At 53.2% G+C, this 24,029-nt stretch carries 22 protein-coding genes; 12 read left to right on the top strand and 10 right to left on the bottom strand.

The genetic code is table 11. The annotated features are described in order from the left end of the window. Positions 1–3: 3 nt before the first annotated feature. Together fmt and def are read right to left on the bottom strand one after the other, a co-directional pair. A complete protein-coding gene (fmt, locus tag EK22_RS04295; RefSeq protein ID WP_036248418.1) occupies positions 4–930 on the bottom strand; it encodes a methionyl-tRNA formyltransferase in 927 nt (308 codons plus the stop codon). Between the two features lie 2 nt (positions 931–932). Continuing rightward, complete coding sequence (def, locus tag EK22_RS04290) at positions 933–1,439, bottom strand: peptide deformylase (RefSeq protein WP_020159289.1); 507 nt, start codon at positions 1,437–1,439, stop codon at positions 933–935. 838 nt (positions 1,440–2,277) lie between these two features. Between def and EK22_RS04285 the strand changes: the two genes are divergently transcribed. The 9 genes from EK22_RS04285 to EK22_RS04240 all read left to right on the top strand — a co-directional run bounded on the left by EK22_RS04285 (position 2,278) and on the right by EK22_RS04240 (position 14,315). Beyond that, the gene (locus tag EK22_RS04285; RefSeq protein ID WP_020159288.1) at positions 2,278–2,763 is read left to right on the top strand and encodes a hypothetical protein; all 486 of its coding nucleotides are present in this window, start codon (positions 2,278–2,280) and stop codon (positions 2,761–2,763) included. A 10-nt stretch (positions 2,764–2,773) separates the two neighbouring features. Next, positions 2,774–4,000 (top strand): hypothetical protein, encoded by a 1,227-nt coding sequence (locus EK22_RS04280; RefSeq protein WP_051961670.1) that lies wholly within the window; start codon positions 2,774–2,776, stop codon positions 3,998–4,000. 28 nt (positions 4,001–4,028) lie between these two features. Next, entirely contained in the window at positions 4,029–6,884 is a 2,856-nt protein-coding gene (locus EK22_RS04275; protein WP_081917761.1) for a bifunctional diguanylate cyclase/phosphodiesterase, read from the top strand. A gap of 77 nt (positions 6,885–6,961) precedes the next feature. Further along, entirely contained in the window at positions 6,962–7,933 is a 972-nt protein-coding gene (locus tag EK22_RS04270; protein WP_051961668.1) for a terpene synthase family protein, read from the top strand. A 715-nt stretch (positions 7,934–8,648) separates the two neighbouring features. Next, positions 8,649–9,761, top strand: coding sequence for a LysM peptidoglycan-binding domain-containing protein (locus EK22_RS04260; RefSeq protein ID WP_027147262.1), 1,113 nt, complete (start codon positions 8,649–8,651; stop codon positions 9,759–9,761). Between the two features lie 50 nt (positions 9,762–9,811). Beyond that, entirely contained in the window at positions 9,812–10,864 is a 1,053-nt protein-coding gene (dprA, locus tag EK22_RS04255; RefSeq protein WP_020159282.1) for a DNA-processing protein DprA, read from the top strand. 13 nt (positions 10,865–10,877) lie between these two features. Continuing rightward, positions 10,878–11,345, top strand: a complete 468-nt coding sequence (locus tag EK22_RS04250; protein WP_020159281.1) for a Smg family protein — start codon at positions 10,878–10,880, stop codon at positions 11,343–11,345. 26 nt (positions 11,346–11,371) lie between these two features. Then, the gene (topA, locus tag EK22_RS04245; protein WP_036248415.1) at positions 11,372–13,693 is read left to right on the top strand and encodes a type I DNA topoisomerase; all 2,322 of its coding nucleotides are present in this window, start codon (positions 11,372–11,374) and stop codon (positions 13,691–13,693) included. A gap of 64 nt (positions 13,694–13,757) precedes the next feature. Then, the gene (locus EK22_RS04240; RefSeq protein ID WP_020159279.1) at positions 13,758–14,315 is read left to right on the top strand and encodes an L-threonylcarbamoyladenylate synthase type 1 TsaC; all 558 of its coding nucleotides are present in this window, start codon (positions 13,758–13,760) and stop codon (positions 14,313–14,315) included. Here the strand turns inward: EK22_RS04240 and EK22_RS04235 are convergent. Genes EK22_RS04235 through ggt form a run of 3 tightly spaced genes read right to left on the bottom strand, consistent with a single transcriptional unit; the run spans position 14,293 to position 17,505 of the window. After that, complete coding sequence (locus EK22_RS04235) at positions 14,293–15,129, bottom strand: alpha/beta fold hydrolase (RefSeq protein WP_036248412.1); 837 nt, start codon at positions 15,127–15,129, stop codon at positions 14,293–14,295. The genes EK22_RS04240 and EK22_RS04235 overlap by 23 nt on opposite strands. A 1-nt stretch (position 15,130) precedes the next feature. Continuing rightward, positions 15,131–15,823 (bottom strand): 4'-phosphopantetheinyl transferase family protein, encoded by a 693-nt coding sequence (locus EK22_RS04230; RefSeq protein ID WP_036248409.1) that lies wholly within the window; start codon positions 15,821–15,823, stop codon positions 15,131–15,133. Positions 15,824–15,828: 5 nt separating this feature from the next. Then, on the bottom strand, positions 15,829–17,505 hold the full coding sequence (gene ggt / locus EK22_RS04225) for a gamma-glutamyltransferase (RefSeq protein ID WP_051961667.1): 1,677 nt from the start codon (positions 17,503–17,505) through the stop codon (positions 15,829–15,831). 274 nt (positions 17,506–17,779) lie between these two features. Here ggt and smbP point away from each other — a divergent pair, with 274 nt between their 5' ends. The 3 genes from smbP to EK22_RS04210 all read left to right on the top strand — a co-directional run bounded on the left by smbP (position 17,780) and on the right by EK22_RS04210 (position 19,914). Beyond that, entirely contained in the window at positions 17,780–18,124 is a 345-nt protein-coding gene (gene smbP, locus EK22_RS04220) for a small metal-binding protein SmbP (protein ID WP_020159275.1), read from the top strand. Between the two features lie 115 nt (positions 18,125–18,239). Further along, positions 18,240–19,124 (top strand): NAD(P)-dependent oxidoreductase, encoded by an 885-nt coding sequence (locus EK22_RS04215; protein ID WP_020159274.1) that lies wholly within the window; start codon positions 18,240–18,242, stop codon positions 19,122–19,124. Then, positions 19,117–19,914, top strand: coding sequence for a hydroxypyruvate isomerase family protein (locus EK22_RS04210; protein ID WP_020159273.1), 798 nt, complete (start codon positions 19,117–19,119; stop codon positions 19,912–19,914). The genes EK22_RS04215 and EK22_RS04210 overlap by 8 nt, the downstream gene beginning before the upstream one ends. A 21-nt stretch (positions 19,915–19,935) precedes the next feature. Here the strand turns inward: EK22_RS04210 and EK22_RS23505 are convergent, their stop codons facing one another. The 5 genes from EK22_RS23505 to EK22_RS04185 are packed head-to-tail and all read right to left on the bottom strand — an operon-like array spanning position 19,936 to position 23,944. Continuing rightward, positions 19,936–20,181 carry a YfhL family 4Fe-4S dicluster ferredoxin gene (locus EK22_RS23505; RefSeq protein WP_081917760.1) on the bottom strand — a complete coding sequence of 82 codons (246 nt, stop codon included), beginning with the start codon at positions 20,179–20,181 and terminating at the stop codon, positions 19,936–19,938. Positions 20,182–20,189: 8 nt separating this feature from the next. Further along, positions 20,190–20,669 carry a pantetheine-phosphate adenylyltransferase gene (gene coaD, locus EK22_RS04200; protein WP_020159271.1) on the bottom strand — a complete coding sequence of 160 codons (480 nt, stop codon included), beginning with the start codon at positions 20,667–20,669 and terminating at the stop codon, positions 20,190–20,192. Between the two features lie 57 nt (positions 20,670–20,726). Then, a complete protein-coding gene (rsmD, locus tag EK22_RS04195) occupies positions 20,727–21,281 on the bottom strand; it encodes a 16S rRNA (guanine(966)-N(2))-methyltransferase RsmD (RefSeq protein ID WP_020159270.1) in 555 nt (184 codons plus the stop codon). Further along, positions 21,271–22,584, bottom strand: a complete 1,314-nt coding sequence (locus EK22_RS04190) for a M16 family metallopeptidase (RefSeq protein WP_036248609.1) — start codon at positions 22,582–22,584, stop codon at positions 21,271–21,273. The genes rsmD and EK22_RS04190 overlap by 11 nt, the downstream gene beginning before the upstream one ends. Then, entirely contained in the window at positions 22,574–23,944 is a 1,371-nt protein-coding gene (locus tag EK22_RS04185) for a M16 family metallopeptidase (RefSeq protein ID WP_020159268.1), read from the bottom strand. The genes EK22_RS04190 and EK22_RS04185 overlap by 11 nt, the downstream gene beginning before the upstream one ends. Positions 23,945–24,029: the final 85 nt, after the last annotated feature.

Raw genomic sequence — 24,029 nt, 5'->3', positions numbered from 1 at the left:
CGATCAACCTAACTTCAATGCATCGACATCATGGGCATTCAGGAAAGCCTGAACGTCCATGCGCTTCCCGCCCGGCAACTGCACTTCATGCAACCGCAGCACGCCTTTGCCGGTAACGACATCCAGCGTCTTATTGACGCAACGCACGCGGCCTGGCTCTGCGCCGGCGGTATCGGCATTGATGGCTTCGGCCCGCCAGATACGCAACACTTCACCCCGGTAAAGGGTCTGCGCGACCGGCCAGGCATTCAAGCCTCGGACCTTCCTGGCCAAGTGCTCGGCCGGTTGCGTCCAGTCCAGGACCGCCTCGCTTTTTTCCAGTTTTTCGGCATACGTCACCAGGGCTTCATCCTGCTTTTCCGCGCGCACGGTCCCGCTCTTTATCTGCTCCAGCACTTTAGCCAGGCCGACTGCGCCCAACTGCGCCAGCTTGTCATGCAAATCGCTGGCCGTATCGCCAGGACCGATCAGGCATTCTTCCTTATGCAGCATATCGCCGGCATCGAGTTTTCGCACCATCCGCATGATCGTCACGCCGGTCTTTTCATCGCCCGCCATAATGGCACGCTGAATAGGCGCCGCCCCGCGCCAGCGCGGCAGCAATGAACCATGCACATTGATGCAACCCAGGTGCGGCACATCGAGCACAGCTTGCGTTAAAATCACGCCATAGGCGACAACAACCATAAGATCGGCGTTAAATGAGGTAATTTGGCGCAAATCCTCGTCAGTCTTCAGTGTATTCGGCTGAAAAACCGGAACACCGGCTTTTAGGGCCAGCTCCTTGACAGGGCTCGGGTGCAATTTGCGTCCTCTGCCGGCGGGACGGTCGGGCTGCGTATAAACGGCGCAAACCTCATGCTCCGAGTCCAACAGCATCTGCAGGGTTGGCACGGCAAACTCGGGCGTACCGGCAAAAATAATCTTCATGATCAGCTAAGTTCCATTTTATGTATTTTCTCAAGCTTTTTCTTGATGCGCTGCCGCTTTAGCGGCGAAATATAATCGACAAACAGTTTGCCATCCAAGTGATCCAGTTCATGCTGTACGCATACGGCCAGCAAATCCCTGGCTTCAAACTCAAACTGCTGACCGTCCCGGTTCAAGGCTCTTACCCGGATATGCTCGGCCCGTTTTACTTTTTCAAAAAAGCCGGGCACGGAAAGGCAGCCTTCTTCGGACTCCTCTACGCCATCTTTTTCAATAATTTCTGGATTAATGAGAAATAGCGGCTGATTCTTTTCTTCACTGACATCAATAACGACAATCCGCTGATGCACGTTCACCTGGGTAGCGGCCAGACCCACGCCATGTGACTCATACATCGTCTCAAGCATATCATCGACTATTTTTTTGATCTGATCGTCGACCGTTTTGACAGCGACGGCTTTCTTGCGTAGCCGCTCATCCGGAAACTCGAGGATAGTTAAAATACTCAACAAACTCTCCACACTATAATAATTTAACGCTGGAATTCTATATGATTTTACATAGAATCAAAACGCCCTTTTTTATCCATTGATTACCGGCGAACCTTATAGATTCCTCTTGGCTCCCCATGGGGCTGCATACCCTGTTGCAGTTTAGAAGATTTGTAAGGTCGGAACAGCATCAGCTATATGAAGCAGAAACCCGCCACTTTACACGCGCTTGATTGCGCCTGACAACAGCCCTACAAGATCACTTCCGGAATAAGCTATCTTATTGACTGATAGCCGAAAATTCTTCTTAGAGGAAATAAAGGCTTATCAAGTTCAATTTGAAAATAACTGACGGCCTTAATCTATTAATGACCTTATAGACAAACAAGCACACAGCGTCCGGCCGTCGGTTCATTTACAGCGCACATCAAACTATATTTCAACAAAGCATCAAGCTGAGCTAGAATTACAAGAAACAGTGTAAATTGCTTACACTGGATAATAATTATAAGAGCTTACGCTAAATGCTAAGACACAGCCTGCAAAGGCATGAAGTGGAGATAAAAACCCCGTCATGGCCACTCAATATTTACCTCCGGCAAGACCGCTTGCCTGGCAAATACTGCCAAAAATCATCCCTGATCAAAAGCTGCTGTTTCCCATGAGGTTTAATCAGTCCGCATGCATCCCAAGTCCAGCCGACATCGAAACCCGCACCTGCGCCAGATCCCTATCGCTTACATGGCGCCGGCCTGGATTCGCTCTGCACATATCGCTGGAATCGGCACCCTCCATCCAATCAATCGGGACATCGAATGATCAACTTTGCCAGCCACTGTGAAATCCATCCGCCAAAATGGAATTCGAGCCAGTCTTAACTATTTATAAAATGCTAAATATCCGGCTATTCTCAATTTTCAAGCATCGGCCACAGAGCTGTTATCGTGCGCTGACATATCTGGCAGCATGGTTTACCTTCGCAGCGGTGCTCATGCCATGGTCGGGCTCGGCCTATGCCGCGAATCCAGCTATCGTCCCTTACAGCATGACCCATCAAGATACCCAACTCACCCGTGATGAGCTACGGGAAATATTTTTCGGGCGTCAAACTCGATGGCGCGATGGTTCCCCTCTCAGAGCCTTTGTACTGCCTGACCAACATCCCATGCACATCCGTTTTTCCAAGGAGGTATTAGGCGTTTACCCGTATCAATTACGCTCCGCTTGGGACCGGATGATCTACTCGGGAACCGGAACGCCCCCTTCGGTGGTGGAATCTCTCGAACAAATGAAAACACTTATCAAGGAGACGCCCGGTGCTATCGGTTATATCGAAAAATAGGAGACTATACTTGTCTATTCAAAGCACAGCCTTACGTTGCCGCGAAATCGTAATCGGTGTTATAACCCTGCTATTTGGGTTCCCGCAATACGCGTCCGCACTGGAACTTGGCGTCGGTGACTGGCAGGCGCATGGTTTTGTGAGCCAAGGCTATACGTTGACTTCCGACTATAACTTCTTTGGCAATAGCCGAGGCGACGGAAGTCTCGACTTTACCGAAATCGGCGTCAACTTCTCGGGACATATTCAGCCCAACCTCCTGCTGGCGGCTCAAGGGCTTTATCGAAATACCGGCGGCTCGGACCGAGAAGACTTTCGTCTGGATTTTGCCAACCTGGACTACCATATTCCGCTAGGCGAACGGGCAACCCTGGGCATTCGAGCAGGCCGCGTCAAAAATCCATTCGGCTTATATAATGAAGCTCGGGACGTCGTCTGGACCCGACCTGTAGTGCTCTTGCCCCAATCGGTTTATCTGGACTCATTGGCGTTGCGCCAGGCCATGATTGCTTCGGACGGCGGAATTCTCTATGGCCGCTATGCCGCCGGAGACCATGCGTTGACGACTGAGTTCCTGGTTTCCGAGCCCCTGGATAATACCGGCGGAGCGGCTGAATTCCTGGCCGGCATCCCGAATGTGCGCGGAGAATTTGAAGGCCGCCCCTTGCTCGTGGGACGCATGGGCTATGAATGGCAGGAAGGACGCTTCCGTCTGATGTTCAGCGCCGTGGATCTTGACCGCGACTTCAAATCCACCACGCCCGGCGTGTCATCCGGAAACATCCAAACCTTTTACCCGCTCGCTTCGGCGCAGCTGAACCTGGAGTCGTGGAGCTTCACCGGAGAATATGGCCGCATCACCAGCAAACGCAGTGGCTTTACACCAAACGGAGCAGTGTTGGAGAATACCTCGGAAAACTTTTATGTTCAGGCCCAGTACCGGTTTAAATCCGACTGGTCAGCCCTGCTGCGTTTCGACAGCTTTACAGCCGATGTCAATGACAGGAGCGGCCGGTACAATGCGGCAATAACCGGCCTGCCCAAGCACAACTTCTATGCCCGCGATCTAACCGCCGGCCTTCGCTGGGAATTTCAGCGCAACTGGCTCATGGCCGCGGAATATCATTCGGTTTGGGGCACCGCGTTGCTATCGCCGGTCGATAATCCCGGCTTAATGCAGAAAAACGGTCCGGAACGCTGGGATATGTTAACCATGATGATTTCCTACCGCTTTTAATATAAGGAAAACCGGCCAATCTACAGCCATGCACGGAACAGAACCTGAGTCAAGCAATCGACGGTTTATCGGCCTTCAGTGGAAGAGCTTTCTATGGTTAAGCATTCTTCTGTTAAGTCTGAGCACGGCGTTTTACGCTCTGAATTATTACTCCCTGGTCTCCCAATTCCGGGCCCAACGCCAGGCCGAAGTGACTTCTCTGCGCCATCATATCCGGGGGTTATTCACCGGTAACTCTGACCGGCTCATCCGCCTTGGAGGGGCATTGGCCTCGGTCGCCAATCTGGGAGACGCGCTTTACCGACGCAACCCCAAACATATTGCCGCGGCAGTCGCTGACTATGCCAGTCTCAGATATGAGCTGGATTTACGGCAGATTGAACTCTATACCATCGATGCGAATCTTGTAGGCAGCTGGGTCCAGTCGGGAGCCGAAAAGCTGCCTGATGAATATGTCCGGCGCGCGATCAAGACAGTCAGAAAAGAAGAAAGGCCGTTATCGCTGCTATACTGCCAGCCCACATGCCTGATCTATGCATTCGTGCCAATTCTGTCTTCAGGCGAAAATGTCGGCGTTGTCGCGCTCGGGCAATCGATTGCGGATTTCGTTATCGACTTCCATTTGATTACCGGCACGGATATCGCCTTGGCGGTCCCGGCCAATGCCAATGTCGGATCCGAGTTGCCTCAGTGGGACGTAAAGATGGCGGCACTGACCGATGCCACCAGACTCACCGCCCTGCTGCAACATCTTTCCACGCTCTATCCCAATCCCTCGGAATTGGATCACGGTCGATTAGTCACATGGAATAACGCGCACTATGACGTAAATCGGGTGCTATTGAATGAAATCATACCCGACCAATCCGGCTTCGTGGTTCTGATTTCTGATGTGAGCCAACGTCTGAATGATATTAGAACGGCGCTTCATGATGACATGTTGATCGCGATAGCCAGCATCCTGGCCGCAGAATTGATTCTGCTTTATCTGATAAGAGTGCCCCTGTGGCGTCTGGGCAAACTGACCCAGACCCTGCCGCTTCTCGCGCAGGGTGCCTATGATCAGGCTCGGAACCGTTTTTCCAGCCATCGAAGAAAAGCACGATTCCGCGATGAAATCGATTTTTTATATGACAGCGCCATTACCCTGTCTCATCAGCTTGAGGAAAACAGCCTCGCTTTAGCCGCAAAAAACAGTGAGCTCGCCAAAGAACGCGACTTTATCCAGGGCCTTCTGGCTTCAGCACAAGTTCTGGTCGTGACCCAGACACGGCACGGCATTATCCGGGACGGAAATCACTTCGCCGCCATGCTTACCGGGTACACTCCCCAGCAACTGTATGGCCGGCCCTTTGTCGATTTAATTGCCGATGATGATGCAAAGCAGGAAGTGCTCAAGAAGCTGGAAGCGCTCTGCAACAATGGTCTGCGAAGGATGGAACATGAACACGAACTGGTCTGCAAGGATAGGAAAAGACGCCGCATCGTCTGGGTGCATACCCTTCTACATCAAGAATATATCGACGGCACCGTGGTCCTTTCCGTCGGCCTGGATGTCAGCGAGCGGGTGCAGGCGGAGACCCGTATGCGCTGGCTGGCCAATCATGACCCGCTGACTTCCCTAGCCAACCGGCATCGATTTATCGAGGATTTGACGCGCGCTTATGAGGAAACCGTGCGTACCGGAGACACAGCGGCGCTTTTGGTTTTCGATCTGGACCACTTCAAGGAAGTCAATGATACCAGCGGCCATGCCGCCGGCGACGCATTGCTCTGCATGGTCGCCGATGAATTGCGGACCAGAGCGCGCAGCTCGGACATCATCGCCCGACTGGGAGGCGACGAATTTGCCATGTTGATGCCGCAAACGGATAGTTACGGCGCCGAAACTTTTGCCATACATCTGAACAAACGCCTCACGAGCACGCCATTTGTTTTCGGCGACAAGCGCTACAGGATAGGCGCCAGTATCGGCATTGCCTTATTACCCCAACACGGCACAAATATTCAGGAAGTCATCGCCAATGCCGATTTGGCCATGTTTGAAGCCAAAAGAGCGGGGCGTTCCTGTGCCCGCATTTTTGCGGATGATCAGAAACAATTGCAAATGCTCACGCAAAATGTCTATTGGAAGGATGTTCTCATCCAGGCCATGGCAAATGAACACTTGTTTTTTTATTACCAGCCGGTGGTAGAGGCTGCAACGGGAAAAACCGTGCACCACGAAGCGTTGCTTCGGTTGAAAATGGCGGATGGAAGAATTGCCTTGCCGGACGAGTTCCTTCCGTCCGCTGAACGAGCCGGATTCAATTATGACATAGACTGTTATGTAGTCCGGGCCACCCTGAAAATACTCTTAAGCGATTCAAAAAAACGCCTGTCCATCAACCTTTCGACCGCCGCGTTAAACCATTCGGGCTGGACGGAGATGCTGGCCCAGGCAGTTAACCACCAACACTTGGCGCCTGACCGGCTGATTTTCGAAATCACCGAAACCGCTGTGATCACCGATATGGAAAAAGCCCGGCAAATTACCGATGCAGTAACCTCTCTAGGGTTTCGGTTCGCGGTTGACGATTTTGGCTCGGGTTTCAGCTCACTGTATTACCTGAAGCACCTGCCGGTGGATTATGTAAAGATTGACCGATCGCTGATAAAGGATATTGTCACCGACAAAGGGGACCGAGACTTTGTCCGGGCGATTACGTCGATGATCCATGCCTATGGCAAGAAGATTGTCGGCGAAGGGGTTGAAGATGGCGAGACACTCGCACTACTCAGGGATATGGGGGTGGACCTGATCCAAGGGTTCTATATCAGCCATCCCCGCAAGGACTGCAGCGCCTCCTTGGTAAAAGCGCTACCTGACTGTACCCATGGTTAAGCACACAGCATCAGCGATCCGCAACCGCGGCTGTTTACTGACCAACCTTTAAGAATCACCATAACTATGGATATTTTATGATGCAAAATTTCACTATTCCCAGTATTTATTGTCCTTTTCCTTCTGCCATCAGTCCCCATGCAGAATCGATACACAGACATACTCTCGACTGGGTGCGGCAATTTGATCTGGTGACCAACGACAAGGCATTTAAACGTCTGCGGGCGTCCAAATTCGGATGGTTGGCCGCGCGCGCCTATCCGAATGCGCCACAGGATCGGCTTGAAATCATTTCGGATTGGAACACCTGGCTATTTATCATCGATGATCAATGCGATGAATGGGGCCTGGGCAAGAATCCGGAACAACTCGCGGCCTTGCATGCCAGATGCCTGGAAATACTTTCCGGCCGCAATCCCGGCAGCGAGGAAGCGGCGCTGGTTTATGCATTACATGATATCCATGCGCGCATCAGTGCAATAATGCCATTGTCATGGCGGACACGCTTTGTTCAGAGTGCGGCTGAGTATTTCGAATCCACCGTCTGGGAAGCCCGAAACAGGTCTCAAAGTCTCTGGCCCGATGCCTCGACTTATATATTGATGCGTCCCTATACGGGCGGGCTTTATACGGATATCGATTTAATCGATCTGACAGAAGGCATCACCCTGCCCCTGGCGGTCCGAAAGCACCCCCGCATCATGGAGCTTGCGGTGATGACCAATAATGTGGTCTGCTGGTCCAATGATATTATTTCACTGCAAAAGGAATTCAATCACCAAGACATGCACAATCTGGCCTTGATTTTCCATCACCATCAGGCCATTGATCTTCAAGAGGCCATTGATCAAGTGTCCAGGCTGATTGAAAACGAAGTACGCCAATTTATCGCCTTGGAAAAATCCCTGCCCAGTTTCGGTGCCGATCTCGACCGCGACGTAAATAGATTCATAGCCGTCATGCGCGCCTGGATGCGCGGCAACCTGGACTGGTCCTTTGAGTCCGGCCGCTATCTGCCGGCCAAGGAAACCGAACCCTTGTTAACTTAGGAACGGGAATGAAACAGGACCCGCGTGAGGCAGGATTTCTGTTCCTGTTCAACGACTGCATGAACAGGAAATGATCCCGTCATTTCTCTGCATTCACCCCATCCATGGGGCTCATGCAGTCGTGCTCACGCCCCTTGCCTACATCCCTGTAGGCAACGCTGAAGAGGGGGCGAAAAGCCCCGTCAGCTACGAGCGTTATAAAATTCACGTTCCTTAATACCTGTTCAGAAATGCCTTTGCTCCCCGTCGAAGGCGATAATTGCATGAACCATGCCGCCCGGCATTAGGGCTTTAACGGAAACTGCATGATGGCACTAGTGCTTAGTCAGTCTTGATCTGACGAGTAAAATTTGCAGAGTATTCATAGAGTGTGAATAGTGCGAATAAATTCGTACCTACAATTTACCCGCCATAATTAAATTGACTGACTACTAGTCGGGCCTGTGACGCGTCCTGATACATACCTGTAACCTACCCTGGAAATGATAAGGCGGCCTGATGATGCCCTCCGCAATCGCACAGTCCCTTAATCATCATTACAAAGCCCCTATCCCTAAAACTGGCCGCTCGGCACACTTTCGAGGCTCAATAAACACATTGAAAGCGGAATCAGGCGTCTTAAAAAAATCAACAGCTTAGGTTTTGCCTAGATTTCTATATGAATTCATCTAAACTTTGGATTCAGACCGACTTAAAAGACCTTTCAGGAATCAATATGGCTTTTCGAACACTTTTTGGATGTATAGTCACTCTCTCCATCAGCCTGAGCGCATGGGCCGACGAGATAAAAATAAACCCGTCTCACCCTGACCAATACACGGTGGTCAAGGGGGATACGTTATGGGATATATCCGGTAAATTTTTGGCGCATCCCTGGCAATGGCCCGAGCTGTGGAGTTACAACTCCCAGATCCAGAATCCGCATTTGATTTATCCTGGTGACACGGTTTATTTTTCCATGGTCAACGGCAGACCACAGCTCAGCCTGTCCAGACCAAGTGATTTCGGTACGCAACAACAATCACCGTGCGTATTGCAAGAACAGGCGATTAAAAACGGACGCCGGGACTTTGCGGTTTCCGGCAATGGAAAACTGGCGCCCTGCATTCGCGAAACCGATCAGGAACAGGCGATCAAATTATTACCGATGGATGTCATAGCCCCATTTTTAACCTCTCCACGGGTGGTCAGCGAAAAAGAACTGGTTGAGGCGCCTTACGTCGTTGATTTCGCCGGCGAGCATTTACTGGCGGGCACCGGCGACAGGCTTTATGTTCGCGCGATCCCGGAGCCTGAAACGCTGTCATATACCGTTTACAGAAAAGGAGATGTTTATATAAGCCCCGAAACAGGCGAGCTTTTAGGTTATGAAGCGAAATACATCGCCGATGCCACCTTGCAGCAAGAAGGCGATCCTGCTACGCTATTAATCAATAAAGTGGCCAGCGAGATTCGCATGGGTGACCGGCTGATGTCCAATCCAGAAGAGGAACTTACCTTAACCTATTTTCCCCGGCCGCCCGAAGACAGTATAAAAGGCAGCATTATCAGCGTGCTCGACGGTGTGTCTCAAATTGGACGCTATAACGTTGTGGTGATTGACAAGGGGACGGCTGACGGTCTTCTGCCCGGTCACGAACTGGATATCTATCAAAAAGGCAGAATTACTCTGGATCCGTTCAGCGCCATCCAAAACGACGCCGTTAAACTGCCCGATGAGATTGCCGGCACACTCATGGTTTTCCGTCCTTTTGAGCGCATCAGTTATGCGCTGGTCATGAGGGCCACACGTAACATTCATGTTCTAGATAAAGTCCAAACCCCCTGAATACGCCTACTTGCCAAACTGACAATGCTATCAAATACTGGCTTGCGCTTTTGCGCACGCCAGGCGTTGGCTGCAGAACATTTCTAAAGCTGCTCAAAACGCATAAGCCCGAGCAGCTGTTTGCGGAATCCTCATCGACACTTGCGGCTTTAGGGTTAAAAAACGCCATTATCGAGTCCATAAGAAATCCGGACTGGACGGCTATCGACTACGACCTGGCATGGCTGGAACAAGCCGATAGCCATGCCATTACCCTGGATGACGCACGCTACCCCGCTTCCTTAAAGGAAATCGCCGATCCGCCGCCTATCCTGTTTGTGCGTGGCAACCCCGAGCTTTTATCACTGCCGCAGATCGCCATGGTCGGCAGCCGCAATCCCTCCGTTTCAGGGCTGGAAACAGCCAGAGGCTTTGCCAGAACGCTGAGCCGGCACGGCTTTATCATTACCAGCGGCCTGGCTTTGGGCATCGACGCCGCCAGTCACCGCGGCGCACTTGATGCATATGGTTTTACTATTGCTGTAGCAGGCACCGGGCTGGATCGCGTCTATCCGGCCAGGCATAAGGATTTAGCAACCGAAATCGTCAAAACCGGCGCCATGGTTTCAGAGTTCCCGCCGGGCACTTTGGCCAAGGCCGACCATTTTCCCCGGCGTAACCGCATCATCAGCGGGTTATGCCAGGGACTGTTGGTCGTGGAAGCGGCCAGACAAAGCGGTTCATTGATCACGGCCAGAATGGCGCTGGAGCAGAACCGCGAGGTGTTTGCCATTCCAGGCTCCATTCACAATCCGCTGGCCCGGGGCTGCAATGCGCTGATCCGCGAGGGGGCAAAACTTGTCGAAACCACGCAGGATATTCTGGAAGAATTACATCAATACAATCAACAAGATGACCACTCGACACCGGCACCCATGCAAACAACACTTGACCTGGAGCAGCAAACATTATTGAATCTCGTCATGTTCAGCCCAACTTCTATCGATATGCTGGTTGAAAATACCGGGCACTCCGTTGAAGTCATTTCATCAATGCTACTGGTTTTGGAACTGCAAGGTTATATAGAGGCGACTGCTGGTGGTTGCTATACACGCATAAAATAAACAGCACATACCTATGAAAGAAAATATTTTTGATGTCCTGATGTACTTATTTGAAAACTATATGGAAGATGAGATCGAAATTCTTCCGGACAGCGATATCATCAGAACCGAATTAATGGAAGCGGGTTTCGAACAGGTCGAGGTTAACAAAGCGTTCGACTGGCTTGAATCGCTCAGTCTCCAGCGCGCCATTCAATCGACCACCTCGCCCGCTTTCCGTATCTTCTGCAGCGAGGAACAGGAAAAGCTCGACCTGGAATGCCGCAATCTGCTCATGTTTCTGGAACATAACGGCATTTTGAATTCGACTAATCGCGAGATAGTCATTGACCGAGCCATGGCACTGGAAAATGAAGAAATATCGCTGGAAAAACTGAAATGGATAGTGTTGATGATATTGTTAAGTCAACCGGATGAAGAACTGGCCTTCTCCAGAATGGAGGATATCGTCTATGATCTCGTCCCGACTTATTTACATTAACACTGACCCGCTCGCATTATTATTAAATGAGTAAAAATCTTGTCATTGTAGAATCGCCTGCAAAAGCCAAAACCATCGAAAAATATTTAGGTAAAGATTTCCAGGTACTCGCCTCGTATGGGCATGTAAGGGACCTCGTCCCCAAGGAAGGCGCCGTCGACCCCAGCCACGACTTCGCCATGAAATACGAAGTCATCGAGCGCAATCTACGCCATGTCCAGGCCATCAGTAAAGCCCTTAAAACCGCCGATGCCTTATATCTTGCGACCGACCCGGACCGGGAAGGAGAAGCGATCTCCTGGCATTTGCTCGAGCTGCTGAAAGACAAAAAACTGCTGAAAGACAAGCCGGTGCACCGGGTCGTTTTTCATGAAATCACTAAAAAGGCCGTTACCGACGCCATCGCCCATCCCGAGCAGCTGGCCACCAACCTGATCAATGCCCAGCAGGCCCGCCGCGCGCTTGATTATCTGGTCGGCTTTAAGCTGTCGCCGCTGCTGTGGAAGAAAATCCGCCGCGGCTTATCGGCGGGCCGCGTGCAAAGCCCGGCCTTACGCATGATCGTCGAGCGCGAGCAGGAAATCGAAGCCTTCAAATCGCGTGAATATTGGACCGTTGACGCCCTGCTGACCGCGCACGAGCAGGCCTTCAAGGCCAAATTGACGCATTTTGCCGGCGAAAAGCTGAGCCAGTTCAGCATCGATAACGAAACGCGTGCCGAACAAGTCAAACAGGCGCTGCTCGGTGCGGCGGACGGACAATTGCTGGTTGCCAAGCTGGAAAAGAAGCAGCGCAAACGCAACCCGGCACCGCCCTTCATCACCTCGACGCTGCAACAGGAAGCGGCCCGCAAACTGGGATTCACGACCAAGCGTACCATGATGGTCGCGCAACAGCTCTATGAAGGCATTGATATCGGCGGCGAAACGGCCGGCCTGATCACTTACATGCGTACCGACTCGGTGAATCTGTCGCTGGAAGCGGTCGATGAGATTCGCGCGCTGATCGCGGAAAATTACGGTGCCAATAACGTGCCCAAGGAACCGCGCCAGTTCAAGACCAAATCGAAAAACGCGCAGGAAGCGCACGAAGCCATACGCCCGACCTCCGCGCGCCATCTGCCCAATCAGATAAAAAACTATTTAAGCGCCGAACAGTACAAACTCTACGACCTGATCTGGAAACGCACCATCGCCTGCCAGATGATCCATGCGACCATCAACATGGTCGCGGTCGATTTGAGCTGCGGCGACGGCCAGCACATTTTCAGGGCAACCGGCTCCACGATCGCCAGCCCCGGCTTCATGTCCGTTTATCTGGAGGGCATGGACGACACAACCGAAGGCGATGACCAGGAAAGCTACCTGCCGCCGCTGGAAGAAGGCCGCCCCGTGCCGCTAAACGATATCATCGCCGCGCAACACTTTACCGAGCCGCCGCCGCGCTATGGCGAGGCCAGCCTGGTCAAGGCGCTGGAAGAGCATGGCATCGGCCGGCCGTCGACCTATGCTTCGATCATTTCGACGCTGCAAAACCGCGAGTACGTCACGCTGGAAAACAAACGTTTCCATCCGACCGATGTCGGCCGTATCGTCAACAAGTTTCTGACCGAACATTTCACCAAGTACGTCGATTATGACTTTACGGCCCGGCTGGAAGATGATCTCGATGCCGTGTCGCGCGGCGAAAAAGACTGGATTCCTTTGATGCATGCCTTCTGGGATCCCTTCAACACGCTCATTCATGAGAAAGAGGAAAGCGTCCAGCGCAAAGACGTCACGCAGGAGGCCATCGACGAGAAATGCCCCGAATGCGGCAGTCCCCTGTCGATCCGGCTGGGCCGGAACGGCCGGTTTATCGGTTGCACGAACTATCCGACCTGTTCTTATACACGCAATCTGAATGACGACAAGGCACCTGACGAGCCTGAAGTCATAGAAGGCCGTACCTGCCCTAAATGCGGCCTGCCGCTGGTGATCAAATCGGGCCGCTATGGCAAATTCATCGGTTGCAGCGGCTATCCCAAATGCCGCCATATCGAACCGTTGGAAAAGCCTTTGGACACGGGCGTTGAATGCCCTAAATGCAAAAAAGGCAACATCCTTAAACGCAAATCCAAAAACAACAAGGTATTCTATTCCTGCTCGGAATACCCGAAATGCGATTACGCCTTATGGAACGCGCCGATCGCGGAAAGCTGCCCCGAATGCAATTGGCCGATTCTGACCGTCAAAGTCACGAAACGGCACGGCGCGGAAAAAGTCTGTCCGCAAAAAGATTGTAAATATGCAACGCCTTATGAAGGCGATCCGGCCGATGCCGAGGGGCCTAAGGAAGGCAAACCATAATGATAAGACGCCGAGAGCCAGGCTGAGTTGACGCTCGGCAAAACCCGACCTGCCGCCAATTCCCATGCCTTATCACTCCGACTTTAAAATCAGAAACGCCGTCCGCCACATCAAAGCCGGAGAGGTCATCGCCTACCCGACGGAAGCGGTTTACGGCCTGGGCTGCGATCCGCTCAACGAAAGCGCGGTCCTGTCCTTGCTCGCCATAAAACAGCGCCCTGTCGACAAAGGCCTGATCCTTATCGCTTCCTCATTAGCGCAACTGCAACCCTATCTGGCCTTGGATCAGGCGATGCTCGATCGCATCGCACCGACCTGGCCGGGCCCTGTCACCTGGGTAGTTCCGATCCAACCCTGGGTGCCCGCCTGGCTGACCGGAGCGCATGATTCGCTGGCGGTCCGGGTCACCGCCCATCCGATTGCCCGCCGGCTGTGCGCCTGCCATGGCGGCCCCATTGTCTCGACCAGTGCCAATGCCAGTACCAAACCTGCCATCAGACAGGCCCGCAAGCTGGTGCGGGCTTTTTCAGGCAGCGGCATTTTCATCCTGCAAGGCCCCATAGGCGGCCTGCAACAGGAAACGGCTATTTATGACGCCGTCAGCGGAAACCGTCTGCGATAAACGCCCTGCTGCCAGCTGAAATTTTGTTCAGGATTGCAGGCCACGCCTCAACCCAGCAGCACTGATGATTAAAATCGTCATAGACGATGACTTGCGCGCCATTGCGGGCTTTGACGAATGCTGCGCTGATAAACGGCGGCACATTATCATCCTTGCCACCGGCCAGATGGAATTGACGGATGTCCGGCGACAGCGCGGGCTCGACTGCCGGATTTAACGAATCGCTGATCGGCAGATAACCGTGGAATTCGCTCCAGGCCTTGATATCGAGATTGGCCGCCACCGTCACGACGGCCTTGACCTTCTCAACATAAGGCGCAATCAGCACAGCCAGCGTGCCGCCGCCGCTGTAGCCGATCAGTACGACTTCGGTAAAACCGGAGGTTTCAAGCCAGCGATTCAAGGCCGCCGCCATGCTTGCAACGACCGGTCTTGCATAGCGGTGCGAGGTCCAGAATTTATTGGAGCAGGCATCCGTCTGGCTAAAACCGTGATAACAGGGCCGGCCCAACAGGATGGAGGGCGCGCTATCCTGCGCCATCAGTTTCAGAATCATCGGATTGCGCGCTGTCGGGTCCTCCGCGATCCAGCGCTTTTGAAGCCAGGGAGTGCCGTCGCCGTCCAGATAAACATGCAAGGTTTTATTTGCCGCACCTTCACCGACACCGGCATGGCTATAGATGCGATGCGCGAACCGTTCGGTTCTGATCGTCAGCTCATCAAACCCCAGGCCGCGTGCCACACCGGCAAAACGCTCGGAGGGCGTCGCACAAGCGCTTAACAAGAGCATAGACAGCCAGACAATACGGCGCATGTTATACGGCCAGATCTCTGATTCTGATATGGGTCAGGTCTTTATTGTTTGCCACCAGGGCGGCGCAGCGATCCTGTCCCAGGTCAATATCACGCACACGCCATGCCGAAACGGGGCCATATTCCTCAGGCAGGCTTAAAAACGCTACCGGATGCACGGGATTAATGACGCACCTACTCAAGCCCAGCCCCAGTCCCCGCCCTGTCGCCTTGACAAACGCTTCCTTGCGGGTCCAGAAACGGTAAAATTCGCGTGTCTTCATGGCTTCGGGCAATGCATGCCAATAAGCCGCTTCTTCATCGGCCAGGCATTTGTGAACCAGATCGGTCAAACTGGGCCTGTCTTTACAGATTTCGATATCGATGCCCAATTGACAATTCCAGCCCAGAGCCACGACCAGATACGGACCTGAATGGGACAGATTGAATGCCAGTTGCGGATAATCGATCAGATAAGGCTTGCCGTGCTCGCCCTTGCCGATCCGGACAGTTGCCGGATTTTCACGCAGATAATCCGCCAGCAACAGCCTTGTGCGCCCATGCACTTCGACATAGCGTCGATGTACGGCAGGGTTTTTTATACTATCGGCATGCGCCTGCTCGGCCTCATCCAATAAAGGGAGATAGCACTGATAGTACCGCTCATCCGTGGAAATAAGTCCCTGCCAAATATCGACAGTGTCCGTATTCGACATGCCGGCTATCTCAAACTGAAAACACTGGCACGCCCCTCACCGCGCGGATCGCTGGCCGCCGTCAGCGTATGCGTGGTTTTATCCTGCATCACGGCCTGCATATTGCCGTAGCGATAACGCGCTTCCTCCAACTGATGGCCACGCTCCGACAGGCTCTTGATCTCATCGGCGGTCATGGCCTCTTTTTCGTATTGAATCACGTCGGGAATAAACTGGTGATGAAAGCGCGGCACGCGAACCCACGAATCCGGGCCATTGCCGTCGGCAAAATCCAACGCGCCCAGCAACACCATCGAGATAATGCGGCTGCCGCCCGGCGTGCCGAGCACGGCGATGCGCCGCCCGTCCTCCAGGAACACCGGCGTCATGCTGGACAGCATGCGTTTGCCCGGCGCGATGGCATTAGCCAGGCCGCCGACCAGCCCATACACGTTCATGGCGCCCGGCAGACTGACGAAATCGTCCATTTCATCATTCAGCACCACGCCGGTGCCGGCCGCAACCATTCCGGCGCCGAACGGGAAATTAACGCTGAGCGTGGCCGCAACGCGGTTGCCTTCGGCATCGATGATGGAAAAATGTGTGGTATGCGGGCCATCAGGCGCCTCCGCCATATGCCCGGACAGCATCGCGCTCGGCAGTGCCTTATCGGGGCGCAGGCTGCTTCTTAATCCGGCCGCGTAATCTTCGTTCAGTAAGCGCCGGATGGGCATGTCGACAAAATCCGCATCACCCAGATACAGGGCCCGGTCATGATAAGCCCGGCGCATGGCCTCGGCTATCAAATGCTTGCGCGTGACGCTGTCCACCTGCTTCAAATCATAGCCGGACAGAATGTTCAAGGCCTCGATCAACCCGATCCCGCCCGCTGAAGGCGGCGCCGCGCCGGTGATTTTTATGCCGCGATACCAGCCTCTGACCGGCTCCCGCTCGACCACTTGAAAATCGGCCAGATCCTGCAATGTCCAGATACCGCCGGCCTTTCTGACGCTGCCTACCAGTTTTTCGGCTACCTCACCGTCGTAGAACCCCTCCCGGCCGTCTTCGGCCAGACGGCTCAAAGTATTAGCCAGATCAGGCTGGCGCAACATCGATTTATAGGCCGGCACAGCGCCGTTATCGAGAAACAACCGGGCCGCTTCCGGGTCTTTTTTCATTACCTCGATTCTGAATTTGAGCAACTTGCGGTGTCTCTCGCCGATGGCAAAGCCATCGCGCGCGTAGCGAATTGCCGGTGCCAGGCTTTGCGCCAGCGGCAGGCGCCCGTATTTTTCCGACAGATGCGCCAGCGCCGCCGGCATGCCGGGTATGGCGGCCGCCAGTGCGCCGTCGACCGATAATCGCGATATCACTTTGCCGCTGTTATCGAGAAACATGTCGCGATGGGCCGCCAGCGGCGCTTTTTCGCGCCCGTCTATCATTGTCTCAAAGCCGTCATCGGCTCTGTGCAACAACCAGAAACCGCCGCCCCCCAACCCCGAACCGGACGGCTCGACCACGGCCAGCGCGGCACTGACCGCGACTGCCGCATCGAACACATTGCCCCCCTGGTTAAGAATTTCAAAACCGGCCTCGGTTGCCAAAGGGTGTGCACTGGCAATGGCGGCCTTGCCGTCGGCATAAACCTGCTTTCCCCAAAAAACCGCCATTAAAACCAACGTTGCACAACTGTTTTTTAACATCTTTTCCCCTGATCGAATTGTAATTGATGAATGAAATGACTTATTTTTTTGATTAAACCACAGGGCATCCCCAGGTCACAGTAATAAATCAGCTTAGTCCATGGCCCTTCGAAACCCGACGACTGGACGGTCTGTCTTCATTGCATCGACTGAATGCGCGTTTGCTCATATTGTGCCGTAACTACCATGTGTGTTATACATTAAGGTGCCTTAATTTTTTAATCAAAATGAGGCAGTAATAATTCTAAACATAAACATACAAGGATCTGCTGTTATGAAATTGAAATATACTACTGTTTTAGTTGGCGCTTTTGCTCTTTGCCTGAGCGCTCAATCCAATGCGACGGAACATCATACAGCGCAAGCGCTGGAACATTCCGCAATGGCAACCGCGCATGGACAGGATGGTCATCCGGACCAGCTGCTCAAGCATGCCGAAGAAGGTTTGAAGCACGCTGAAGCCGCGGAAAAAGAACACGCCGAAGCCCATAAACATATGACCGAAGCGGTTAAACATTTAAAAGAATCCATAGAGCATGCCAAGAAAGGTCATGCCGATGTAGGTACCAAACATGCCGAAGAAGCGATGGTGCATATGCGTCAATCCATTGGCCAATAAGAAAACCCAGCAATGGTGAAAGCGGGTGCAATCCAGTTATTGCACCCGCTTTTTTGTCTGTCCTTATAAATTCTGCTGGTTACCAACACCTGCCTGATAAAAAGCTTATTTCTCTATGTCAGATAAAAAATATACGCTCGGCTTTATCGGTATCGGCTTGATGGGCAAGCCGATGACTTTACGTCTGCTCGATGCCGGCTTTAAGGTCAACGTCTGGAACCGCAGCCCCGAGAAGCTGGTCCCGGTCACCGAAGCCGGCGCACTGGCCCAGGACACAATCGCTGACCTGGTCCAGGCCTCCGATGTCATCATCCTGTGCCTGGCCGATACGGCCGCGGTCGAATCCGTTGTTAACAACGCTATTCTGGCCAGCGGTTCGGCCGGCAAATTACTGATAGACCTGTCCAGCATTCATCCCGAAACGACACGGCAGCTGGCTGCGGCAGTGCATGAAACCTGCGGCATGGGTTGGGTCGATGCGCCAGTCTCGGGCGGTGTCGCCGGCGCCCAGCAAGGCAATCTCGCAATCATGGCCGGCGGCAGCGCTGAAAATATTGAAATTGCGCATTATGTGCTGGCGCCGCTGTGTCAGCAGTTGACGCATATGGGCGATGTCGGCAGCGGCCAGATGACCAAAATATGCAATCAGATGATCGTCAGCTGCAATGTCATGGTCATCGCCGAAATGATGGCGCTGGCGAAACAGGCCGGCGTCGACGCCGAAAAAATCCCGGCCGCGCTGGCCGGCGGCTTTGCCGACTCCAAACCGTTGCAGATCGTCGGCCCGGAAATGGCGGCCGGGACGTTTGAGCCCGTTAAATGGCGCGTCAAAACGTTGCTGAAAGACCTGAACATGGCGGTCGACGTCTCGACCCGGCAAGGCAATGCCGTGCCGATGTCGGCCCTGGCCGCGCAACTGATGCAATTGCATGGGCGGCAGGGTTTTCTTGAGCAGGACCCGTCCACGTTAATCAAGCTGTTCGACAAAGCCGATGCTTAACTTTACCGCCAACCTGAGCCTGTTGTTTACCGAAGCCGAACTGGTCGATCGCTTTGAGGCGGCCAGACAACAAGGCTTTTCCGCCGTCGAGATCCAGTTTCCGTATGGGCTGGAGGCAGAAACGCTGCAAAAGGCGCTGACTGAGGCCGGACAAAAGCTGGTGCTGTTCAATGTCGATGCCGATGATCTGTTACAGGGTGGCGAAGGACTGGCCTGCGTGCCGGAAAAACAGACTCGGTTCCGGCAGGCGATCGCGCAAACGCTCGCTTATGCCAAGGTGCTGAAGCCGGTCGCGATCAATGTGCTGCCGGGGCGCTGCCTTAATCAAAGCCGGTTGTCGGAGTATCTGCAAACCTTTAGGGAAAATCTGTGTTTTGCCGCCGATGCCTTTGCACCGTTGGGCATCAAAACGGTTTTTGAAGCGATCAACACGCACGACATGCCCGGCTTTATTATCCATAGCAGTGCGCAGATGCTGGCTGTGCTGGATGAACTGAACCGCCCCGACCTGCTCATGCAGTACGACATTTATCACATGCGGATGATGGGCGAAGAGCCGGCCGGATTTATTGCCGAGCATGCGGGCAAAATTGGCCATATCCAGTTCGCCGACTGTCCCGGACGGGCTCAGCCCGGCACTGGAGGGATCGATTTTGAACCGATTTTTTCGGCGATTGAAAATTCGGGCTATCGGGGCTGGGTAGGCGCCGAATACAAGCCGACAGGGACGACTGCGGACAGCCTAGACTGGTTTTTAAGAGGTGAAGATCACGCCGATAAAACAGCGTGATCTTCGCGATGGATACGAATCTTATTGTGTCAGTTTTAAATATTTCTGGTACAGACTGTCTTTATCCTCGACATGCTTGGGATCTTTGTCGATGCAGTCGACCGGACACACCTCTATGCATTGCGGCACATCGTGATGGCCTACGCATTCGGTGCACATTTCAGGATTGATGACGTAGATGTCCTCGCCCTGGGAAATAGCGCCGTTTGGGCACTCGGGTTCACAGACATCGCAATTGATGCATTCATCACTAATAATAAGGGACATACTTACTCCTAACTAAACTTCCCAATTAAATGTTGTAACACAAGTTCAGGGACAAAACTCGACACATCGCCTTTCAGCTGCGCGATCTCTCTGATCATGCTTGAAGAAATAAATTCATATTGTTCGGCCGGTGTTAAAAAAACCGTTTCAAGATCCGGCGCCAGACGCCGGTTCATGCCGGCCAGCTGAAATTCATATTCGAAGTCGGAAACCGCGCGCAAGCCTCTTAAAATCACATGCGCACCCTGCTGTTTGGCGCATTCGACCAATAGATTGTCAAACCCGATCACCTCGACATTCGCATATTCGGTCGTCACGCCTTGCGCCAGCGCGACGCGCTCTTCAATCGAAAACAACGGCGATTTGCCGCGGTTGACGGCGACTGCGACGATGATTTTGCCATAAAGCTTGGAGGCCCTGGCAATTAGATCCAGATGGCCGTTGGTGATGGGATCGAATGTGCCGGGATAGATCGCGGTAATATTCATATGACAGCTGTAAAAAACTGCCCATTTTATATCAAGATCATGCCTTGAAAAAATAAATCAGCCTAATCGTTCGAATAAATGATAGCCGACCTCGCCCGCGGCTTTGCTTTTCAGGCACTGCCAGTTAGCCGGCATGCCGGTAAGATCGAGCTTGCGCTCCGTTTCGACATAGATTTTGGCATGGGCTGACAGCCAGCCTTTTTCCTCCAGCCACTGACAGGTTTGTACCGCCAGCCCCTTGGCGAACGGCGGATCCATGAACACGATATCGAATGCTTCGGCATCGCCGGCCAGATAGCGCAAGACATCCATTTGCACAATCCTGATCTGGCCGGCGGCCAGCGCGACTGCGTTCTCCTTTAAGCTGCGGCAGGCCTGGGCGTTATCTTCCACCTGTATAACCGAGGCGGCACCCCTGGACGCCGCCTCGAATCCCAGCGCGCCGCTGCCCGCATATAAATCCAGGCAGCGTTTGCCGATGATCTCGCCTTGCAGCCAGTTGAACAGCGTTTCCCGAACTCTTGCCGGTGTCGGCCTTAAGCCGGGTTGGTCGACGAAGTTTAATTGCCGGCTACGCCATTCTCCTCCGATGATTCTGAGCTTATTTTTCACTTTTCGCCTGATTTCCGCCCACCGTAACGGTTTGCAGCAATTGCGGATCGATGCGGCGTTTAAACGCATCACGGATCGAAGCGGCTGTCACCTGCTCAACTTTTTGCTGGAACGTATCCAGATAATCCAGCGGTAGCTCATAAAAACCGATCATGGCTACATAATTGACCAGTTCCTTGTTGGTATCGAAACGCATCGCGAAACCGCCGGTGATATTTTTCTGGGCAGCCGTCAGCTCGGTTTCTGTCGGCCCCTTCTCGATGAAGTCCTGCAGAGTTTTATTGAGCACTTCCAGCGCTTCCTGGGTCTGGTCATTACGTGTTTGCAGGCTCATTACAAACGGCCCCTTTCTGAACATCGGCATGAATGAGCTGGATGCGCTGTAGGCCAGCCCCCGTTTTTCCCTGATTTCATTAAAAAGCCTGGACACCAGAACGGCTCCGCCCAGAATATGATTGCCGACAAACAGGTCGAAATAATCGTCATCCTTGCGGTAAGTGCCGGGCATGCCCGCCAGCACATGCGTTTGCGAGGAAGGAAAGTCGGTATGCCGTTGCGTCGCTTTCAGCGGCATCGTCACTTCTGGCAGCGGCTCGGGTTTTTGTCCTGCCGGCAGATCGGCAACCAGTCTTTCCGCCGTTTGTTCCGCCTGCTTTCTGTTCAAATCGCCGACTATCACGACAATGGCGTTGGCAGCCACATAGTATTTCCGGTAAAACTCGCGCAGATCATCGGCATTAAAACCGCTCACGGTTTCAATGATTCCATCACTGGGATGCGCATAAGGGTGATCCCCGTAGATAGCCTTGTAAAAGGCGATACGCGCTATTTGAGCCGGTGATTCTTCGCGTTGTTTCAGCGCGGCCAGGGTTCGGCTTTTTTCACGTTGAAAATCAGCTTCGTTGAAAGCCGGTCTGGTTAGAATGGCCTGCAGCGTTTCCAGCGCTTTATCGAATAGTTTTTGATCGGTCAATGTGCGCAGCGATACCCAGGCCATGTCATCGGAAATGCCCGATCCTACAACCGCGCCGACGCTTTCAAAACGTTGCGCGATTTCATCGGCATTCCAGTCGCCGGCCCCGGTATCCAGTAACGCCGATGTCAGCGCCGCAATACCCAACTGGGCGCCGTCGCGCGCGCTGCCGGCATCAAAGGCAACCTGAATATCGGCCATCGGCAAGCCTTCGGTTTGGACATAATAAACCCGGCTTCCCTGGGCCGTTTGCCAGTGTTCTATCTTGGCCGCCGACCAGACCGTCTGACTGAACAATAAAAAAACGAGACTTATCAAACTAGCGCGCATCATGCTCTCCTTGGGTTGTTGGGCTGACTTTGTTTTCGTTGATTGGCTGAGGTTCCAGGTAAGCGATATTCAGCCGGTCTTTAATCAGATATTTACGGGCGACCTCACGCACCTGCTCCGCCGTCACCTGATTGACCTTATCGACATATTCGTCCACTTTCTGCCAACCTAGTCCGACCGTTTCGGTCATGCCCAACTGCATGGCCTGGTAGAACATCGAATCACGCTCGTAAACGTCGCTGGCCAATACCTGCGCCTTGATGCGCTGCAGTTCTTCTTTACTGATCAATTCGTTTTGCAGTTTGGTTACTTCCTCCATCAACGCCGACTCCAGGTCTTCCACCGTCTTACCTTGGGCCGGGGTCGCCTCCAGTACGAACAGGTCCGATAACCGGGATGTCAGATCATACCCGGCGCCGGCCGAAACCGCGATTTGCTTGCCGCGCACCAACTCTGACGCCAGCCGGGCACTATTGCCACCATCCAGCACGCCGGCCAGAACTTCCAGCGCATAGGCCTCCCACTCCTGTTCCGCGGTTTTCAGGCTGGGTACTTTATAGCCCATGATGATGTAAGGCAGTTTTGCCGGCAGTTTGATCGTCATCCGCCTGACGCCGATCTGTTCGACTTCGGTCCGCGGCTTCAGCGGTTTGATCTCGCTGGGCTTCAGCGGGGCGAAGTATTTCTCGGCCAGTTTGAAGACCGCCTTCGGTTCGACATCGCCGACAACGACCAGCGTCGCATTGTTCGGCGCATACCAGCGCTGGTACCAGGCCTGAAGATCCTCCACGGTGTAACTGGCGATATCGGCGGGCCAGCCGATCACGGGGTTCTTGTAAGGGCTGTTGGTATGCGCCATGGCCATAAAGTATTCCTGCATTTTGGCCCGCGGCTTGTCGTCGGTACGCATCCTGCGTTCTTCGGTTACCACTTGCAGTTCTTTCTTCAGTTCTTCATCGAGCAAATTCAGGTTGCGCATTCTATCCGCTTCCAGTTCAAAACTGACTTCCAGCCGGGATTTCTCCATGGTCTGGAAATAGGCCGTGTAATCCTGGCCGGTAAAGGCATTTTCATCGCCGCCATTTTCGGCGATGATGCGCGAGAATTCACCGGGCGGATGCTTGTCCGTGCCTTTGAACATCATATGTTCAAGCATATGAGAGATGCCGGTAATGCCGCCCGGCTCGTAACTGGATCCGACTTTGTACCAGACCTGGGAAACCACGACCGGAGATCGATGGTCTTCCTTGACCAGAACTTTTAATCCATTCCCTAAAACCCGCTCGGAGACCTTTGTCTCGGCGCTGCTGGCAAAGACCGGCAGGCATAACAATATGGCAAACAGTAATCGATTCTTCATAACTCCCTCTTTATGTAAATGGTAGCGCTTCCGACTATTTCAATAATTAATAGTTCACGGTATTCTATACAATAATGAAAAAGTT

The organism is Methylobacter sp. BBA5.1 (assembly GCF_000746145.1).
Classification (GTDB): domain Bacteria; phylum Pseudomonadota; class Gammaproteobacteria; order Methylococcales; family Methylomonadaceae; genus Methylobacter; species Methylobacter marinus.
The sequence above is the reverse complement of the archived record's forward strand: the minus strand, read 5'-3'. Positions and strand labels throughout refer to the sequence as shown.

Coding starts and splice junctions, on each gene's coding strand:
- EK22_RS04285 (WP_020159288.1), top strand. CDS start 2,278: ATGGAATTCGAGCCAGTCTTAACTATTTATAAAATGCTAAATATCCGG.
- EK22_RS04275 (WP_081917761.1), top strand. CDS start 4,029: ATGCACGGAACAGAACCTGAGTCAAGCAATCGACGGTTTATCGGCCTT.
- EK22_RS23505 (WP_081917760.1), bottom strand. CDS start 20,181: ATGTCCCTTATTATTAGTGATGAATGCATCAATTGCGATGTCTGTGAA.
- EK22_RS04240 (WP_020159279.1), top strand. CDS start 13,758: ATGCCTTATCACTCCGACTTTAAAATCAGAAACGCCGTCCGCCACATC.
- EK22_RS04230 (WP_036248409.1), bottom strand. CDS start 15,823: ATGTCGAATACGGACACTGTCGATATTTGGCAGGGACTTATTTCCACG.
- coaD (WP_020159271.1), bottom strand. CDS start 20,669: ATGAATATTACCGCGATCTATCCCGGCACATTCGATCCCATCACCAAC.
- smbP (WP_020159275.1), top strand. CDS start 17,780: ATGAAATTGAAATATACTACTGTTTTAGTTGGCGCTTTTGCTCTTTGC.
- EK22_RS04260 (WP_027147262.1), top strand. CDS start 8,649: ATGGCTTTTCGAACACTTTTTGGATGTATAGTCACTCTCTCCATCAGC.
- fmt (WP_036248418.1), bottom strand. CDS start 930: ATGAAGATTATTTTTGCCGGTACGCCCGAGTTTGCCGTGCCAACCCTG.
- EK22_RS04215 (WP_020159274.1), top strand. CDS start 18,240: ATGTCAGATAAAAAATATACGCTCGGCTTTATCGGTATCGGCTTGATG.
- EK22_RS04250 (WP_020159281.1), top strand. CDS start 10,878: ATGAAAGAAAATATTTTTGATGTCCTGATGTACTTATTTGAAAACTAT.
- EK22_RS04185 (WP_020159268.1), bottom strand. CDS start 23,944: ATGAAGAATCGATTACTGTTTGCCATATTGTTATGCCTGCCGGTCTTT.
- EK22_RS04190 (WP_036248609.1), bottom strand. CDS start 22,584: ATGCGCGCTAGTTTGATAAGTCTCGTTTTTTTATTGTTCAGTCAGACG.
- EK22_RS04235 (WP_036248412.1), bottom strand. CDS start 15,129: ATGCGCCGTATTGTCTGGCTGTCTATGCTCTTGTTAAGCGCTTGTGCG.
- topA (WP_036248415.1), top strand. CDS start 11,372: ATGAGTAAAAATCTTGTCATTGTAGAATCGCCTGCAAAAGCCAAAACC.
- EK22_RS04270 (WP_051961668.1), top strand. CDS start 6,962: ATGATGCAAAATTTCACTATTCCCAGTATTTATTGTCCTTTTCCTTCT.
- EK22_RS04210 (WP_020159273.1), top strand. CDS start 19,117: ATGCTTAACTTTACCGCCAACCTGAGCCTGTTGTTTACCGAAGCCGAA.
- ggt (WP_051961667.1), bottom strand. CDS start 17,505: ATGTTAAAAAACAGTTGTGCAACGTTGGTTTTAATGGCGGTTTTTTGG.